The following is a 16602-nucleotide window of genomic DNA, read 5'->3' as shown; positions in this document are numbered from 1 at the left end:
TACATCGTTCCTCAGGCGGAATCCGGTTGCTCGCGGCTTTTCAGCAAGCAGGATTTTTCAATGGTGTTGACCAGTTCCCGGGCAAGTTGCTCTGGTGTTCCGCAGAATCCGGCGCATCCGGTAGCGGCGACAGAGTCGGGCATGGAACTGTTGTCGCAACTGGTGCTTTCCTGAACCCAGACCCGGCCGCCATAGGCCTTCAATAACGGGGCGGCAATGGCGCCATCATTTCCCATTCCCGAGAAAAAAATGGCGTTGCACCTGTCGCTATAGTGGTCACCCAGATTCAGCAGAACCTGGTCGATGGAAGGTCCGTAGGGTCCCGGCCAGGGCTTGTCCCGCTGCTCCAGTGCGCCGTCGCTGTCGAGCGTCCACTCATGCTCGACTGGCATAAGCACCACGTCGCCATTGCGGATACGGTAGCCGGATTCGGCTGTTTTTAGCTGATAATGGGCATGGCGGCCCAGAACCCGGGTCAGAACCCGGGTAAAATTGCCATCAATGTGCTGAGCATAGACAAATCCCACTGGCAGATCCGCCGGCAGGTTGTCGAGGAAGGTCTTGACGGCTGCGGGCCCTCCAAGCGACGCTCCCAGGATCCAGATCTCGTCGGCAATGGAACTGGGTGCGGCCGGGGGGATCCAGCAGGGTAAGGCTGGTGCACCGGTTGTTCGGGCAGACTCCTCGGCCAGTTTCTCGATGGTAGCGGCGGAATCCAGCTTTTCCAGATGACCCAGCGATTGCTCCAGTTTGTCCAGCAATCGCCGTTCCCAGCGAAAATAGTCGGTGGAGCCGGCACTGGGTGCGGTATCAAGTCCGAACAGAACCGGCGCTTCGGTATTTTCCAGAATGTGGTCGAAAAGTTGGGGGTGATCCGCCTCATCTTCCAGCGTAATCAGCCAGAGGCTGGCATCCGGAAAGTCCGGGTATGCCATCAGCTTCGCCGGATCACCGGAAAAACAGATCTCCAGGCCGAACCGGTTCGTGGCGTCCTGGAGACGATGACGTTGCAGGATAATGTCAGAAACAATTCCCACCTGTGGTCGTTCTGACGCGCTGGCCATTACTGGTTACCGGTCAGCCGCTTGATGGTTTGGAGCAGCTCCGATTCCTGGAAGGGTTTGCCAAGGTATTCATTAACACCAATGGACAGTGCCCGTTCCCGGTGTTTTTCACCGGTACGGGAGGTAATCATGCATATGGGTGTTTCCCTCAGAGCGTCATCATGTCTGACGAAGCTTGCGACTTCAAAACCGTCCATCCGGGGCATTTCGATGTCCAGAAGAATGATGTCCGGCCGGTTGCCCTGCAGCTGGGCAACCGCATCCAGGCCGTCTTTGGCGGTCACCACCTCCATTCCATTGCGCTCAAGCAGACGCGAAGTCACTTTGCGTACGGTTACCGAGTCGTCCACAACCATGACGGTCGTAACCTGCCCTGCCTTGCGGCTGGCTTCTTTGGCATCTTCCAGGCTGGCCAGGCGCTGACGCTCGGACAGGATATCGGAGCGGATCATCGCTGGCAGGTCAAGGATCACCACCACGTTGCCGTCACCCAGAATAGTGGCGCCGGACACGCCCCGGACGGTAGCGAACTGCGGGCCCAGGGATTTGACCACGATTTCGCGACTGCCCATCAGGCTGTCTACCTGGAGGGCCATCGGCTGCTCTGCACCACGAACCAGTATTACCGGCAGTGGCAGGGCCTGACCCTGAAGTTTCGGGTGATTGTCACTGTTAAGCAGGCTGCCGAGATACTGCAGCCGGTAATTCTGACCTGCGTATTCGTAAAGCGGGGCTTCAGGCTTGTAATACTCTTCCAGCTCATAGCTGCTGACCCGCACGATACCTTCGATGGTGTTCAGCGGGATGGCGTAGAAATCCTCGCCGGTAGAGACCATCAGTGCCCGGTTGACCGATACCGTGAATGGCAGGCGAACGGTAAAGACAGTGCCCTTGCCGACGGTGGAGTCAATATCCAGGCTGCCGCCCAGTTGCTTGATCTCACTGGCAACGACATCCATGCCGACACCGCGGCCGGAAATCTGGGTGACCTGCTGGGCGGTAGAGAAGCCGGGCTGCAGTATAAACTGCAGGATTTCCCGCTCGCTCAGTTCCTCGTTCTGATCCAGCATGCCCTGGCGGATAGCCTTGTCGCGGATGACGTTGGCGGGAATACCGGCGCCGTCATCAATCATCCGCAGCACCACGTCGCCACCCTCACGGTTCAGCGACAGCGTCACCTCGCCGGTTTCAGGTTTACCGGATTTTCTGCGATCTGCAGGTTTCTCGATGCCATGGTCGAGGGCATTTCGCAGCATGTGCTCAAGCGGCGCCACCATGCGCTCGAGAATGTTGCGATCCATTTCACCTTCGGGGTTGCGAACGTCGAACTCGACCTTTTTCTCCAGTTCACCGCTGATCTGACGCACAATCCGGCGCAGTCTTGGCACCATGGAGGCAAATGGAATCATCCGGGTCTTCATCAGACCTTCCTGCAGTTCGGTATTGATCCGTGACTGCTGCACCAACAGGGTTTCGGTGTCTCTTACCCGGTCAGACAGGGTTTCCCTGAGGTCGGCCAGGTCAGACGTTGACTCGGTCAGGGCCCGGGATAGCTGTTGAATGGCCGAATAGCGGTCCATCTCCAGTGGATCAAAGTCGTCGCCGTAATCCGGCCCGTGTTCTTTCTCGGCACGGAACAGAATCTGGGTTTCGGTCTCGATCTCCATGCGGCGCAGCTGCTCACGAACCCGCTCGATGGTGGCGGTCATTTCGTCAAGGTTGTGACTGAAATCGCTGGTTTGCTGCTCAAGGCGGGCACGGGTAATACTGGTTTCACCGGCCAGGTTAACCATTTCGTCGAGCAGCGGAGCGGATACCCGGATGGTTTCCTGAGGCGTGCGCTGGGCTCCAGCCCGAGCCCGGGTCCGTTCCGCGGGCGCCTTCTTTGATGATGGTTTGGGGGCCGGGGCCGCTGCTTTATCGGCCTGGTGTGCTGGTGCGCTGGCAGCGGGTGTTTTCGCCTCAGGCCCGGGAACGGGCGCGGCAGAAGCCGGGGCGGCCTCCGCATCGGCTATGGGTGGCACCGTGCCGGTACTCTCGAAACGCTGACGGATGTCGTTGACCAGGGCGGTTATACCCTCATGGTCGGCCTGGATGGATCTCCAGCTGTCCTCATCCGGCTTGTTCCCGCCCAGATCAATCAGCCGGGTTTCCATCTCATGGGCCTTGTCACCCAGGGCAAACAACTGCGACAGGCGTGCGCCCCCTTTCAGCGTATGCAGGGCACGCTGGGCTTCCAGATTGAAATGGCTGTTCGACAGATCCTTATACCAGTCGCTGAGCAGCTGCTCGAGCTGTTCGAGAATCTCGTCCGCTTCCTCGAGGAAGATTTCCAGCACTTCCGCATCAACGGCTTCACTCTCGGCCGTCTGTTCCAGCCCCGGGGAGTCGACGGCCTCAGCCGTTCTGTGAGAGCTTTCAAAGGCCCTGGTCAGCTCCACATTGCTCACCGGTTTGTTGCCTTCTTCAATGCTGGTGAGCATGTGACGGAGTGTGGTCTGGGCCTGTTCGCTCAGTTGCAGCAGGTCGTTCTGGTTGCCGACACCTGCGATCAGCGGGTCCAGTGCGTCGGCCCAGACCCCGGCCAGTTCAGCAACCGGGTCCAGGTCCGACAGCCGGGCACCGCCTCTGAGCGTACGCAGTTCCTGCTGGAGCTGGGTGACGCCCTGCAGTTCGTGAGGGTCATCGCGCCACTGGGCCAGACATTCACCAATGGCCTCATGAATTTCCAGTCCTTCGTCAAGGAAGATACCGACCAGGTCATTGGCGGAGGGATCCGGCATGGCTCCTGCCAGTGTGGGAGTCTGTTCCGGTCCTTCCGCATCAACGGATTGCCCCGCCAGAATGGCCTTTATCCTGTGCACCAGTTCGTGGGCTGGCGGGCAGGGCCTGCCAGTGGCCACTTCCTCTACCATCTGTGCCAGCCGGTCGTGACAGGCAAACAACAGGTTATTCATGCCCGCACTGGCGTCCAGCTGGCCCTGAGCCACTTTTTCGAACAGGTCTTCGAGCACATGGGTCAGATCACCAATGGCGTTAATTCCCGCCATTCGCGCACCGCCCTTGAGGGTGTGAACATCCCGCTGCAATTCAGCTGCGACATTCCGGTCGGACGGGTTTTCGGTCCAGGTCTGAAGCAAGCTGCCGGTTGAATTGATCAGCTCGTAAGCTTCTTCGAGGAAAATCTCTACCAGTTCCGGGTCCAGGTGGGACAGGTCCGCGGCTTTCAGTTCGTCCCGGTCTGGTTCTGCCGGTGATTCTGACTGTGCTGGATCGTGATAGTCCGGTTCCGGCGCGGTCTCTCCGCTATCGGGTATGGGCAGTTGCTGGTCGTCTGAAACACCATACTGAGTGCTGACACCGGTGACTGGCCCGGCTCCGGTTACGCTGTCCATGTAGGCGCGGATGTCACTGATCAGATCCGGTGCCGGGCGGGGAGCCTCCTGCTGTTCAAGAGCTTCCACCATACCCGCGAGACGATCGTGGCAGCGGAAAAGCAGATCCGACAGTGAGCTGGTCACCGGCAGGCGGTTTTCGGTGAGGCCTTCGAACAGGCTTTCCAGCTCATGGGAGAGGTCGCCAACAGGGGAGATATCGGCCAGCCGGGCGCCGCCTTTCAGGGTGTGCAGGTTCCGTTGCAAAAGCTGCAAAAGTTCGGTGTTGCCGGTGTGTTCACTCCAGCTTTGCAGGGAATCAGCCGTACTGTCGATCAGCTCACGGGCTTCCTCAAGGAATATGGCGGCGAGTTCGTCATCCATTTCCTCATCTGTTTCAGGCAATGGCGGTACTTTGCTGTCTGCTGCAACGCTATCTCCGGGCAGCCCGACCTCGCTAGCGGGGCTGTGGTCAGTCGCCCCGGGGGCATCGCTGGACTCCGGATCGAGCTTATTGGCAGGTTCCGGCGCAGCCGGCTGCCCCGTTGCCAGGGAGTCCAGGTCTTCAATCAGGGGTTTGCTGAACTCTGTTGCCAGCCCGGCAGCGACCTGATCCATCATGTTGATCAGGTGCTCATGGGCCGCCCGGACAATGAAGAAATAGTCTTCATCGGGCTGCAATGCGCTTGATGCGGTGCGCTCATAGGCCCGGAGAATTGTCTCGGAAAGCTCTGCCACATCGGGTAGCTGGGCTTTTCGGGCGCCGTCGGTGAGCCGGCTCAGTTCTTCTCTGAGAATGTCGCGGGGCCTGGTCCTGTCAGGTTGGGCTGCCCATTCATCCAGAATGCGATCGGCGTCGAGCAGGATATCCAGCCCTTCGTTCAGAAACAGCTGAACCAGCTGCGGACTGGTGCGGGGCCGGGCCTCATCGTGCTCCGATGTGGCGCTTTGCAGCGTGGCATTGGCCACCGCTTCGAGCTTGTGCAGGAATGCATCGGTTCCGGGAAGTTCCGACTGAGGATTTTCGGCGATCTGACCGAGTCCCTCGGTGATAAAGCTGCAGGCCTGTTCAATCAGCTTGATGACGTCACGGTCGGCCCTGTGGTTCTGGGCCCGGGCCTCCTTGACAAACCGTTCCAGCGGCGTAATGACCCTGGCAATCGGACCAATGCCCGCGGTCTGGGCGCTACCCTTCAGGGTATGCAGTGCCCGGGACAGATCATCGGTATAGGCAACACTGGACTTGTCACCGGTAGCCTCGAGAAAGTCTTTGAGGGTCTGTAAATGGGCTTCGGTCTCGCTCTCGAAAATCTCCAGCAGTACCGGATCAATCGGTTCCGCCGTTTCAGCCGCCGGCTCTGGTCTGCCACTCGTGCTATCCGCCACCGGCGTGGCCTGGTCCGGTCCGGATTCCGGCATCGCACTGGTATCGGGGATATCTCCGCTCGCCAGGGCATGGGCTCTTGCCTCCAGAGCCGCTGTGTCGGTGGATGGCGGCCGCTGTTTTTCGAAATCCTCAACCAGCCCGGGCAGCTCGGCCGAGACCTCGTCCAGCACGGCGGCAATGTCGTCGTTCATGAACAGGGTGCCGTCGATCACGTGGTTGAGCATATTTTCAACCGACCAGGAAAGCTCACCAACAACAAGCGCGCCCACCATGCGGCCACTGCCCTTCAGGGTGTGAAATGCCCGCCGCAGTTCGGACAGGGCAGTGCGGTCTTCATGATTCCTTAACAGGGCCGGCAGGTATTGCCGGATAGTTTCCAGGACCTCGCCGGCTTCTTCGTTGAAAATCTCCAGGATTTCATCATCAATCAGCTCGTCTTCACTGTCGCTGTCCGGTTCCCGGGCGTCATCGGCAGCAGGTTGTACCGCCGCGCCTTCACTGTCTGTTTTGCGTGTGGTCGAGAGGGCTTCGGCGCGTTCGATCAGGGCCTGGACATCGCCAGTCGACTCGCCGTTGCGGAATTCCTGAATCAGCGACGGAATGCGGGAGTGAACCTGGTCGATCAGTCTGAACATGTCATCGGTAGGCTTGAGCGTCTGGTCAATTACCCGGTTCAGCAGGTTTTCAACGGACCAGGCCAGTTCGCCAATGCTGGAGGCTCCCACCAGGCGACCACTGCCTTTGAGAGTATGGAATGCGCGTCTGACCTCTGTCAGCGCCTCGCGGTCATCCGGGCTCTGGCGCAGGCGCGGGTAGAATTCATCAATGGTTTCAAGTACCTCCTCGGCTTCCTCTATAAATATGCCGAGAATTTCATCATCCAGCAATTCGGTATCGGAGGCTTTGGCCGAGCCATTTCCGGCTTCGACGGGCGCCTCCGGGCTGATGGTAGGCAGGTCTGCGATATCTGACGGATGTTCCCATGTGGGCTCCTCACCGACCGGGAAGCCCAGTTCCCGCAAGCTGGACTCGGCCAGTCTGAGCACGCTTTCGTTGTCACCAATACCATCCGCCACACGTTCAAGATAATACTCAATGCTGGTTATGGCATCAGCCAGAGTGTCGAGCTGTTTCCAGTCGGGGATCTGTTTCCCGCCCAGCAGCACATCCGTCACATAGCGCTCGGCGGAGGCAAGCATGTCAGCAACACGGTCCAGCGGGATCAGCGCCAGGCCGCCGCGGATGCTGTGTAAAAGGCCGGGAACATGTTCAATTTCGCGGGCTTCCCATTGCGAGGCGATGAAATTGATGACGGCGGATTTCACCTGCTCCAGGGTGTTACGGGATTCGCGCAGCAGAGCACTGCTGGCTTGCCCCAGCTCGCGGGAGGCAGGATTGACAGGATCCGAGTCTTTGCCGGCCTGGCCGCTATCCGGTTTGCGGTCGCTGTCGAGGCCGGCCAGACTGGCTTCGATATAAAGCAGCGCGCCGGCAATGTCCATCATGGTGCCATCGTCGACCACATCCTGCTGGCTGGAAAGTTTTTCCACCAGTTCGATCTGCTCGGTAACCACCTTGCGCGGAATGCCAAGACCCAGTACCGCCAGGGTGTTGGCAATCTGACGCAGGCCGGGCAGCAGTTCGTCCAGTTCCTCGTTCTGTCGGCTACTGGACCGGACAAACAGGTCGAGCTGGTCCTTGAGCCTGGCCAGTTCTTCATTCAGTGCATTGACCACGGAATGAATAGCATCCCGACCGGGACCCGAAGCGCGCTCCTGGGCAATGTTGACATCGTCGTCCGATGGCAGCGCATGGGACAGGCCATAGGCCTCGCGTAGCGCTTTTACCCGGCTGGTATCAAGCTCCCTGGCGCGGGCAACATAATAGAGCAGGTGTTTCAGCAGGGCTTCTGGCGCGGCCTGCCGGAGAATATCATTGCGGTCATCGGTCAGGTTGCGGATATCCGCATCCAGCTCACGCAAGAGTGATTTCACAGCTGCATTGACCGGATTGACCCGCTCCTGAAGGGTCTCGACAAACCCGCCTGCCGCCTTCCAGAGTTCGCCGCGGGGCGTGTTCCTGCAGAGCCGGATCAGCCGGTCGATAACCTTCTGCATGTAATCGAAATGCGCATCCAGATCGGCCTCGCGTACCACGCCCGCAAGCGCAAACTGGAACATCTGCCGCAGCTTGCGGAGGTGGCCCCGAACCTTGGGGTCCTGAAGACGTTGGGATACATTGGCCGGAGCACCCTTTTGGGCCGGGGAAAGATCCGGCTTGAACACCGATGTATCTGACAGCAGTGGCTCACCACGAACGGCCCTGAGGTCATTCAGCAACGGTAGCAGAATGAGCGGGAAATCGTCCTCGCTGCTGGTCAGATGCTCAAGGTACTGGGGAAGCTGCAGGATTGCCTGCATCAATACTTCCACCGCATCGTCGGTGTTGGTCAGGTTGTTGTTGAGGATCGCCTGGGTCAGCTTCTCCATTTCCTCGGTCAGCAGAGCTGCGCCATAAAGCTCAACCATCTGCAGGGTGCCGTGAACCTGGTGAAGATAGTTCAGGCAGAAGCGCAACCGTGCCTTATCGTCCCTGTTGTCGACGAACGTTTCCAGGGCCTGCTGGCTCTGGGTCAGCGTGTCCTGTATTTCGCCGCGAACCCAGTCCAGGGCGATGCTGTCATGGTGATTGCCCATAACCACTCCGGTTATTCTTCGTCAGGCTGGCGTTTGATCCACGCCAGCACATGTTCCGAGGGCACCCTCTGCAAGCCAGGGGGATGCCAGTCGGTCAGTTCCCCTTGCCCCAGCACCAGCAGCCCCCCGGGCGCCAGTCTTTCTGCAAGCCGTTTTACAATCTCTCTGCGGCGCCAGCGCCGAAAGTAAATCAGCAGATTCTGGCAGAAAATAATGTTCACTCCGTGCATCGGCGCGTGCTTGAGGTCCAGCACGTTCAGATGGGTAAAACACACCCGATCCCGGATGCTTGCAACAATCTCGACAGTATTCCGTTGTGCCGGGCGGAAATACCGGTTTTTCATGGTCTTGTCTATGCTGGTCAGCTTTCTGGCGCTGAACAGCCCCGACCTGGCCTTGGTGATGGCCGGTTTGCTGATGTCGGACCCGGTGACGCCAAACAGAGGTTTCAGCGCCAGAGCTTCCATGCATTGATTCAGGATCATGGCCAGGGTGTAGGCCTCCTCTCCCGTCGAGCAACCCACGCTCCACGCCTCCAGCGGACGTTTCCTGAGCGTTTCCCGGGGCCGGGTCATCACGTAATCCGATACCAGCCGGAACGCATCCTCGTCCCGGAAGAAGCGCGTCTCCTGAACAGTCAACCTGTCAACCAGCGTGGCCCACTCAACGATGGCGTCGGGACCAGAAACAATCTGTTCGTAATAGGCCTGGTAACTGTTGCAGCCTATTTCCCGCATGCGTATCCCGAGATTGGTTTCGAGAAACGACTTGCGGCTCTCGGTCAGCGCCATGCCGGTCCGGTGCTCCAGCAGAGTCTGCCACTGGCTGAACTGCGCCTCGTCCATCTCCGGGAGTCGGCGCAGGGACCAGATACCGTCAGCGGTCGACAGGTCGTCGCGGGTCTCAGCCATAAACTGCCAGCGGCCTCGGGTTCAATGTCAGCTAACCACCGGAACGTCGTCGTCTTCCTCTTCTTCCTGATCAGTCGTGTCCGCGTCCGGCAGCGTGAAACCGGCAACCGAGGACCGCAGCTCGGAAGCCATCTCGGCGAGATTACCGATAGACTTCGCCGTAGCGTTGGTACCGGAGGACGTCTGCGAGGTGATTTCCTGGATGACGTTCATGGTGTTGGAAATATGAGCCGCAGAAGACGACTGCTGACGCGCGGCGTTGGAGATGTTCTGGATCAGTTCCGCCAGCGACATGGATACGTTCTCGATTTCCTCGAGCGCGATACCGGCGTCCTGCGCCAGGCGGGCACCACGGACAACCTCGGCAGTGGTGTGTTCCATGGAGATAACGGCTTCGTTGGTGTCCGACTGGATGGTTTTAACCAGCGCTTCAATCTGCTTGGTGGCGGCCGAGGAACGTTCCGCAAGGCGCTGTACCTCGTCCGCAACCACCGCGAAGCCCCGGCCGGCGTCACCGGCCATGGAGGCCTGGATTGCCGCGTTCAGGGACAGGATGTTGGTCTGGTCGGCAATGTCGTTGATCAGCGATACAATGTCGCCGATTTCCTGGGAGGATTCACCCAGACGCTTGATCCGTTTGGAGGTTTCCTGGATCTGCTCGCGGATGTTGTCCATGCCGCGGATGGTATTCTGCACCACTTCCGCGCCTTTCTTGGCAATCGCAACGGACCTTTCGGCAACCGCGGAGGATTCAGCGGCGTTGGAAGACACCTGGTCGATGGATACCGCCATTTCGTTAACCGCCGCAGAAGCGCCGGCAATTTCCTGGGCCTGGTGTTCGGAAGCGTCGGCGAGGTGCTTGGCTGTGGCCTGGGTCTCCTGGGCAGCTGATGCCACCCGCACGGCAGTACCACGGATCGCCTGCACCAGTCCGCGCATCTGGTCGATCGCGTAGTTGATGGAATCGGCGATGGCACCGGTAAAGTCCTCGGTAACCGTGGCCTCCGTTGTCAGGTCACCATCAGCCAGGTCGGCCAGCTCGTCCAGCAGGCGCAGAATCGCATTCTGGTTCTGTTCGTTCTGTTCCTGGGTCTTGGCCAGGCGTTCCTGGGCTTCGCGGTAGAGCACGACACCGATTATCGCAACAATGCCGATCATTGCTGCCAGAATAAAGAAAGCAAGGGTCGGATTGATGAAGCGGGAACCGACCTGGCCGGTAAACCTGTCGGCAAGCACTGACAGCTCGTCCAGCAGAACCTGCGAGTCCTGGAAGATATCGCTGGCGGCAGTACGCACCCTGAACAGGTCGGGAGAGGCTTCAAGAATGGCGTCCACGTTCTGGGACACGAACTCGAACAGTTCCCCAACGGCTTCCAGGCCGTAGCGGGCGTCGTCGTCAGTAACCCGGGAAATGCCCATTGCCGGATCGCCGTTCACCTGGCCATTGAATACCCGGCCGAAAAGGTTGGCGTCGCGACCGAAACGGTCAGCGGCAATCACCGCGTCTTCGTCACCGGACAATACATTGTTGACTGAACGCACGATCCGCTCTGCCAGCAGGGACTGGCGCTGTGCCAGGGCAATCTGTTCGGCGGGTGCGTTATTCTCCAGAAGAATCTGGACGATGTCGTCGTATTCCACCTGAAGCTGGGGAATGGTTTCGTTCAGCGTCTGCGCCACGTCGTGAAGGCCGAGCACCGTGTCGCGAGTTGACAGGATGCTGTCGGCATTGTCACGGACTGTCTCCCAGGTCTGCTGGACGTCGCTGTTCTGGGCGAGCTCGCTCGGTGGCAGGTCGGTGTCCGGGTTGCCGTTAATCAGGTAGCCCCAGAGCCGACCAAACTCGTCCCTTGAGCGCCTGAGTGCGTCGAAGGCAGAGGCAGTACCGTCGGCGGCCTCCGTCGCGTTCTTTGCGATTTCCTGGGATAGCACCCGCAGTTCTGCCGTATGAGCGATGTATTGCTGATCGTGCTGACTGTCCCGGTTAAGGATGAACAGTACTGCAACGAGCAGGGCGGTCAATGCAATCAGTGTGACGATCAGGAAGGCAACAAGCTTGTTGCCTCCCTGCCCCATACCGAGTTTTCCGGCTCTATTTTTCATTGTCTGGCTCCCGGCCTTTTCTTCATCTTGATAGTCGTAAGTCGGTTCCTGCGGGCGCTCGGCAGAAAGCTGGGGGTAGCTGCTGTCATTCCCCCTACCATTGCGCTACATTCAGAAAGCGTTGGTCGTCGAGCAGATCGGCGGCGGAAAACACTTTCCAGACTTCTTCGTTACGTTCATAGCCGCCGTTGACAAACGGCTGTACGCTTGCCGGAACACCCTGTGGCGATGCCACATGGCTGTCGACGGCGAAATACTGCATCCCGGATACACTGTCCACCACCAGGCCGCTGAACACGTCTCCCTGTTCCACAACCAGTACCCGGCGATCACGATAGTTGCGTGATGAGCTGGGCACCTCAAAAAAACCGGCGAGATCAATCAGGGGAAGCAGTCGGCCGCGAACGTTGGCGGCACCCAGCATGAAAGAACGGACCCCCGGTATGTGGGTATAGCGGGGGACATGGAGGATTTCGATGACTTCGCCCATGGGCGCAGCATAGAGTTCACCGCCAAGGACAAAGCCGATTCCGTTCCAGAGTTCAACGGCTTGCTGCTGCTCCGGCAGACCGGCAGCGATTGCACGGCTGCGCCGGGCGATATCGGTCAGAATGGCAAAAGGGGCGGCCTCGGCAGACATGCTCACTCCACGTCTGGGAATCAGCCATTAAGGCTGTTAATGGTTTTTATCAGGTCATCTTCGTTAACAGGCTTTACCAGGTATCCCTTGGCGCCTTGACGAGTGCCCCATACACGATCCGTTTCCTGATCCTTGGTAGTGACAATCACCACCGGGATTGAGGCCGTTTCCGGAGCCCGGGTCAGTTGCCGGGTAGCCTGAAAGCCATTCAGGCCGGGCATCACCACATCCATCAGTACCAGATCCGGTGTTTCAGCCCGCGCTTTTGCAACGCCGTCGGCTCCGTTATCTGCTGTCAGCACCTCATGCTTGTGTTTTTCCAGAATGGTCGAGATTTTCTTAACCTCAGTCGGAGAATCATCAACAATCAGAATGCGGGCCATGGTGTCCTCAATAGGTCAGTGCTGGATCTGGGTTACTGTTCCGCGGTGGGAACATACTGGCGAATAGTGTTAAGCAGCTCATCTTTGCTGAAGGGCTTGGTCAGGTACTGGTCCGACCCGACAATGCGTCCTTTCGCCTTGTCAAAAAGACCATCCTTGCTGGACAGCATGATCACGGGGGTCTTTCTGAAGGAGGAGTTGTTCTTGATCAGCGCGCAGGTCTGATAGCCGTCCAGCCTGGGCATCATGATATCAACGAATATGATGTTGGGCTGGGAGTCCGCTATCTTGGCCAGGGCATCAAAGCCATCGGTTGCGGTAATCACTTCGCAACCAACTTTTTTCAACAGGGTTTCGGCAGTTCGACGAATGGTTTTGCTGTCGTCGATCACCATGATCTTCAGATTTTCGAAGTTATCATCCATTGTCCAACAGCCTTGCGCTCTGCGTATCGTTATTTTCAGACCGGGCTTTTTAACACAATCGTGAACGTTGTCCTATAAGCCACGCTTATTTATAGAGTATTAGTGCCAGTATAAATAGTAGAACTTTGTGACCAAATGTACTTGCGCGGGTACAATACCAGCGGTGACCACAGCATAGCACTTATTGTGAGGGGAGCTCTGCATAGCGGTTCCGGTTTTTTTTACCTTTATATCAGACGAGGCACTATGAAAGTCCGGCTTGGCATCGTGATGGACCCCATCGAGAAAATCCACTTCAAAAAGGACAGCTCTCTGGCCATGCTTGTGGCCGCCCAGGAACGGGGCTGGTCCATCGAGTACATGGAGATTTCCGATCTTTACCTCAAAGGCGCACAGGCGCGGGCGCGGACCCGGGATCTGACGGTACATATGGATCCGTTAAGGTGGTTTGAATACGGGGAATCGCGGGATTGCGCTCTGGGTGATCTGGACGTCATTCTGATGCGCCAGGATCCGCCGGTAGACCGCGAATTCCTGATGGCCACATACATTCTGGAGGCTGCCGAGCAGCAGGGTGCTCTGGTTGTGAATCCGGCCGCGACCCTGAGGGACTGCAACGAAAAGCTCTTTGCCACCCAGTTTGACGACCTCACGCCGCCGCTGATAGTGACGCGTTCGTCCCAGCGCCTGCGCGAGTTCTATGCCGAGCACAAAGACGTGATCATGAAGCCGGTTGATGGCATGGGTGGCAGTTCGATCTTCCGAATCAAGGAAAACGATGCCAATCTGGGCGTGATCATAGAGACGCTGACCAATAACGGCGCGCATCAGGCCATGGCCCAGAGGTATGTGCCGGAAATTCGGCAGGGTGACAAACGAATCCTGCTGATTGACGGTGAGCCAGTGCCTTACGCCCTTGCCCGTATTCCCTCTGATGGCGAGAATCGCGGTAACCTGGCGGTCGGTGGACGCGGTGAAGGCCGCGAGCTGACGGCAAGAGATCGCGAGATCTGCGAACGGGTAGCGCCGGTGATAAAGCAGAAGGGACTTATCCTGGTGGGTCTCGATGTGATCGGTGATTTCCTGACGGAAATTAACGTCACCAGTCCCACCTGCATCCGGGAACTGGATCTGGCGTTTGGAATCAATATCTCGGATCTGCTGATGGATGCCATTGAACGGCATCTTGGAAAAAGGGGTAACAGGCAGTAATGGCAGTTCAGGTCAGCGACTTCGATCGGTTTTCATTCACGCTTTTTATCGCGCTGGCACTTCACGCGATCATCGTGCTGGGCATTACTTTCGCCCCTGAGCCGCCCCGATCTTCAGCGCAGACCATGGAAATTACCCTGTCCCAGGCTGATGATGAGACCGATCCGGAACAAGCTGATTTTCTGGCGCAGACCAGTCAGAAGGGCAGTGGCACGGAAGCAGAGCCGATGGAGATGACGTCGCCGCAGGCATCGGATGTCAGCCGCAATGAGATTGAGCCAGTCCAGCCGCAGCCGCCTGCCCGGACCGAGCCTGTTGCCCGTCAGGAGTCGTCGGTAGTGGCCACGCAAGCCAGTGCCCGACGCAGTGCTGCAGAGCCCGAGACGGCCGAAGCGGAGATTGAAGAACCGCTCCCGGTGCGGGAAAAACAGACTCTGATGGAGCGCAGCCTGGAAATTGCCAGCCTGGAAGCGAGATTTGACCAGCAGCGCCAGGCTTATGCCCGGAAGCCGCGGGTGATGCGCGTGACTGCAGCGTCTACACTGAGATCAACCAACGCCGCCTATGTGCGCAACTGGGTCGATAAAGTGGTGCGGGTGGGTAATATCAATTATCCATCGGAAGCCCGGCAATCGAATCTTTACGGGAATGCGCGGATTCTGGTTTCGCTGCGAAAAGACGGCACAGTGAAGGAACTGGCGATTCTGGAATCTTCCGGCAGTACCGTGCTGGACGATGCCGCCATCCGGATTGTCAGAATGGCCGCGCCGTTTGCGCCGTTCCCGGATTCACTGAGGGAGAATGTCGATGAACTTGAAATTATCCGTACCTGGGTATTCGGTCAACAGGGGTTGAGTTCGGGATGACGGCTTCAAAGGAATCGCCCAACAGTCTGCGCAATCACTTTCTGGTGGCGTCGCCCTATCTTCAGGATCCCCGGTTTCACCGGGCGGTGATCTATATCTGTGAGCACTCCGGAGAAGGGGCTTTGGGTCTGATGGTCAATCAGCCGCTGGATATCCATCTGGGTGAAATACTGGAACAGCTGGATATGGAGGGCGGCGAACTTAATGTACCGGTATACGGCGGCGGACCAGTCCAGCAGGAGCGCGGTTTTGTTCTGCACACACCCGACAGGAGCTGGCAGAACACCGCCGAAGTCACTCCGGGTATCTGGTTGACCACTTCCCGCGATGTGCTGGCGGATATCGGTTATGGCCTGGGCCCGGAGCATTACCTGGTATGCCTGGGTTATGCTGGCTGGAGTGAAGGCCAGCTGGAAGAAGAATTATCCAGCAGTGCCTGGCTTAACTGCCAGGCCTCTGCTGATATTCTCTTCAATACATCGCCGGCCGACAGATATCAGGCGGTGCTCAGGACCATCGGGATCGATATCAATCAGCTCAGTGATTCGGTGGGTCATGCCTGAGGGCGGGCAACCGGTGCCGCAAGGGCAAAGGCGGGTGCTGGCGTTTGATTTCGGAACCCGCCGGATCGGGGTGGCCAGTGGCCAGGAAATGCTCGGTACCGGCCAGGCCTTAGCCATGCTGCCGGCCAGCGACGGTTTGCCGGACTGGCAGCAGATCGGAACGCTGTTGCAGGAGTGGCAGCCGGATCTGGTAGTGGTGGGGCTACCGCTTAATATGGATGGCACTGAAAATGATATGTGCGCGCGGGCCCGCAAGTTTGGCAAGCGCCTTCACGGCCGCTTTCATGTAGCGGTGGAGATGGTGGACGAGCGCCTGACCAGCTTTGCAGCGAAGGGCGACGTGATGGCAGCAGGCGGCAGTCGGAACTACGGTAAACACGGAGTCGACGACCGGGCCGCCGTACTGATTCTTGAAACCTGGTTCAACCAGCAATCGCAGGACACCCGACCGGGAGCAATTCAATGACCCAATTGCCTGATGTAGATCAGCTTCTGGAACGGATGGAAGCCGGCCTTCGCGAAGTGCTGGAGCATCGGGGAGTCGTCGCGCCGGTCATGATCGGTATCCGTACCGGCGGTGTCTGGCTGGCGGAACAGCTAAATGAGCGCCTGGGCTTGCCGGCACTGCTCGGCGAGCTGGATATCTCGTTCTACCGGGATGATTTCAGTCGCGTCGGCCTGAACCCGAAAGTCATGCCATCCAGCCTGCCATTCGATACCGAGGGTCGCGATATCGTTCTGATCGACGATGTGCTGATGAGCGGACGCACGATTCGGGCGGCGATGAATGAAATTTTCGATTACGGTCGTCCATCCAGTATCATTCTGGCGACTCTGGTTGACCTTGGCGCGCGCGAACTGCCGGTCCAGCCCGACGTCACCGGTCAGGTACTGGCCCTGGCGCCGAACCAGCGGGTCAAGCTGCGTGGCCCGGAGCCGTTATATCTCGAACTCAGGGAAACCGGTGAATAAACCAGA

Annotated in this window: 12 protein-coding genes; 5 read left to right on the top strand and 7 right to left on the bottom strand. The window is 58.5% G+C overall.

Annotated features, from left to right (window positions below):
- Positions 1-11: 11 nt before the first annotated feature.
- From VJ956_RS09570 to pilG, 7 genes are all read right to left on the bottom strand, one after another.
- A complete protein-coding gene (locus VJ956_RS09570) occupies positions 12-1064 on the bottom strand; it encodes a chemotaxis protein CheB (protein ID WP_324084180.1) in 1053 nt (350 codons plus the stop codon).
- Complete coding sequence (locus VJ956_RS09565; protein ID WP_324084178.1) at positions 1064-8521, bottom strand: Hpt domain-containing protein; 7458 nt, start codon at positions 8519-8521, stop codon at positions 1064-1066. The genes VJ956_RS09570 and VJ956_RS09565 overlap by 1 nt, the downstream gene beginning before the upstream one ends.
- An 11-nt stretch (positions 8522-8532) precedes the next feature.
- Positions 8533-9432 (bottom strand): CheR family methyltransferase, encoded by a 900-nt coding sequence (locus VJ956_RS09560; protein ID WP_324084176.1) that lies wholly within the window; start codon positions 9430-9432, stop codon positions 8533-8535.
- Between the two features lie 27 nt (positions 9433-9459).
- Positions 9460-11535 carry a methyl-accepting chemotaxis protein gene (locus VJ956_RS09555; RefSeq protein WP_324084174.1) on the bottom strand — a complete coding sequence of 692 codons (2076 nt, stop codon included), beginning with the start codon at positions 11533-11535 and terminating at the stop codon, positions 9460-9462.
- A gap of 94 nt (positions 11536-11629) precedes the next feature.
- Positions 11630-12175 carry a chemotaxis protein CheW gene (locus tag VJ956_RS09550; protein ID WP_324084172.1) on the bottom strand — a complete coding sequence of 182 codons (546 nt, stop codon included), beginning with the start codon at positions 12173-12175 and terminating at the stop codon, positions 11630-11632.
- Between the two features lie 20 nt (positions 12176-12195).
- Positions 12196-12558, bottom strand: a complete 363-nt coding sequence (pilH, locus tag VJ956_RS09545; protein WP_324084170.1) for a twitching motility response regulator PilH — start codon at positions 12556-12558, stop codon at positions 12196-12198.
- Between the two features lie 32 nt (positions 12559-12590).
- Positions 12591-12983, bottom strand: coding sequence for a twitching motility response regulator PilG (gene pilG, locus VJ956_RS09540; protein ID WP_324084167.1), 393 nt, complete (start codon positions 12981-12983; stop codon positions 12591-12593).
- Positions 12984-13229: 246 nt separating this feature from the next.
- Here pilG and gshB point away from each other — a divergent pair, with 246 nt between their 5' ends.
- The 5 genes from gshB to pyrR are packed head-to-tail and all read left to right on the top strand — an operon-like array spanning position 13230 to position 16596.
- Entirely contained in the window at positions 13230-14195 is a 966-nt protein-coding gene (gshB, locus tag VJ956_RS09535; protein ID WP_324084166.1) for a glutathione synthase, read from the top strand.
- On the top strand, positions 14195-15061 hold the full coding sequence (locus VJ956_RS09530) for a TonB family protein (RefSeq protein WP_324084164.1): 867 nt from the start codon (positions 14195-14197) through the stop codon (positions 15059-15061). Before gshB ends, VJ956_RS09530 begins: the two co-directional genes overlap by 1 nt.
- Positions 15058-15624, top strand: coding sequence for a YqgE/AlgH family protein (locus VJ956_RS09525; protein WP_324084161.1), 567 nt, complete (start codon positions 15058-15060; stop codon positions 15622-15624). Before VJ956_RS09530 ends, VJ956_RS09525 begins: the two co-directional genes overlap by 4 nt.
- A gap of 13 nt (positions 15625-15637) precedes the next feature.
- Complete coding sequence (ruvX, locus tag VJ956_RS09520) at positions 15638-16090, top strand: Holliday junction resolvase RuvX (protein ID WP_324084159.1); 453 nt, start codon at positions 15638-15640, stop codon at positions 16088-16090.
- The gene (gene pyrR, locus VJ956_RS09515; protein ID WP_324084156.1) at positions 16087-16596 is read left to right on the top strand and encodes a bifunctional pyr operon transcriptional regulator/uracil phosphoribosyltransferase PyrR; all 510 of its coding nucleotides are present in this window, start codon (positions 16087-16089) and stop codon (positions 16594-16596) included. Before ruvX ends, pyrR begins: the two co-directional genes overlap by 4 nt.
- The last annotated feature ends 6 nt before the right edge of the window (positions 16597-16602 follow it).

The organism is Marinobacter sp. (genome assembly GCF_035268745.1).
GTDB lineage: Bacteria > Pseudomonadota > Gammaproteobacteria > Pseudomonadales > Oleiphilaceae > Marinobacter.
This window is presented reverse-complemented; position numbering and strand designations above follow the sequence as displayed.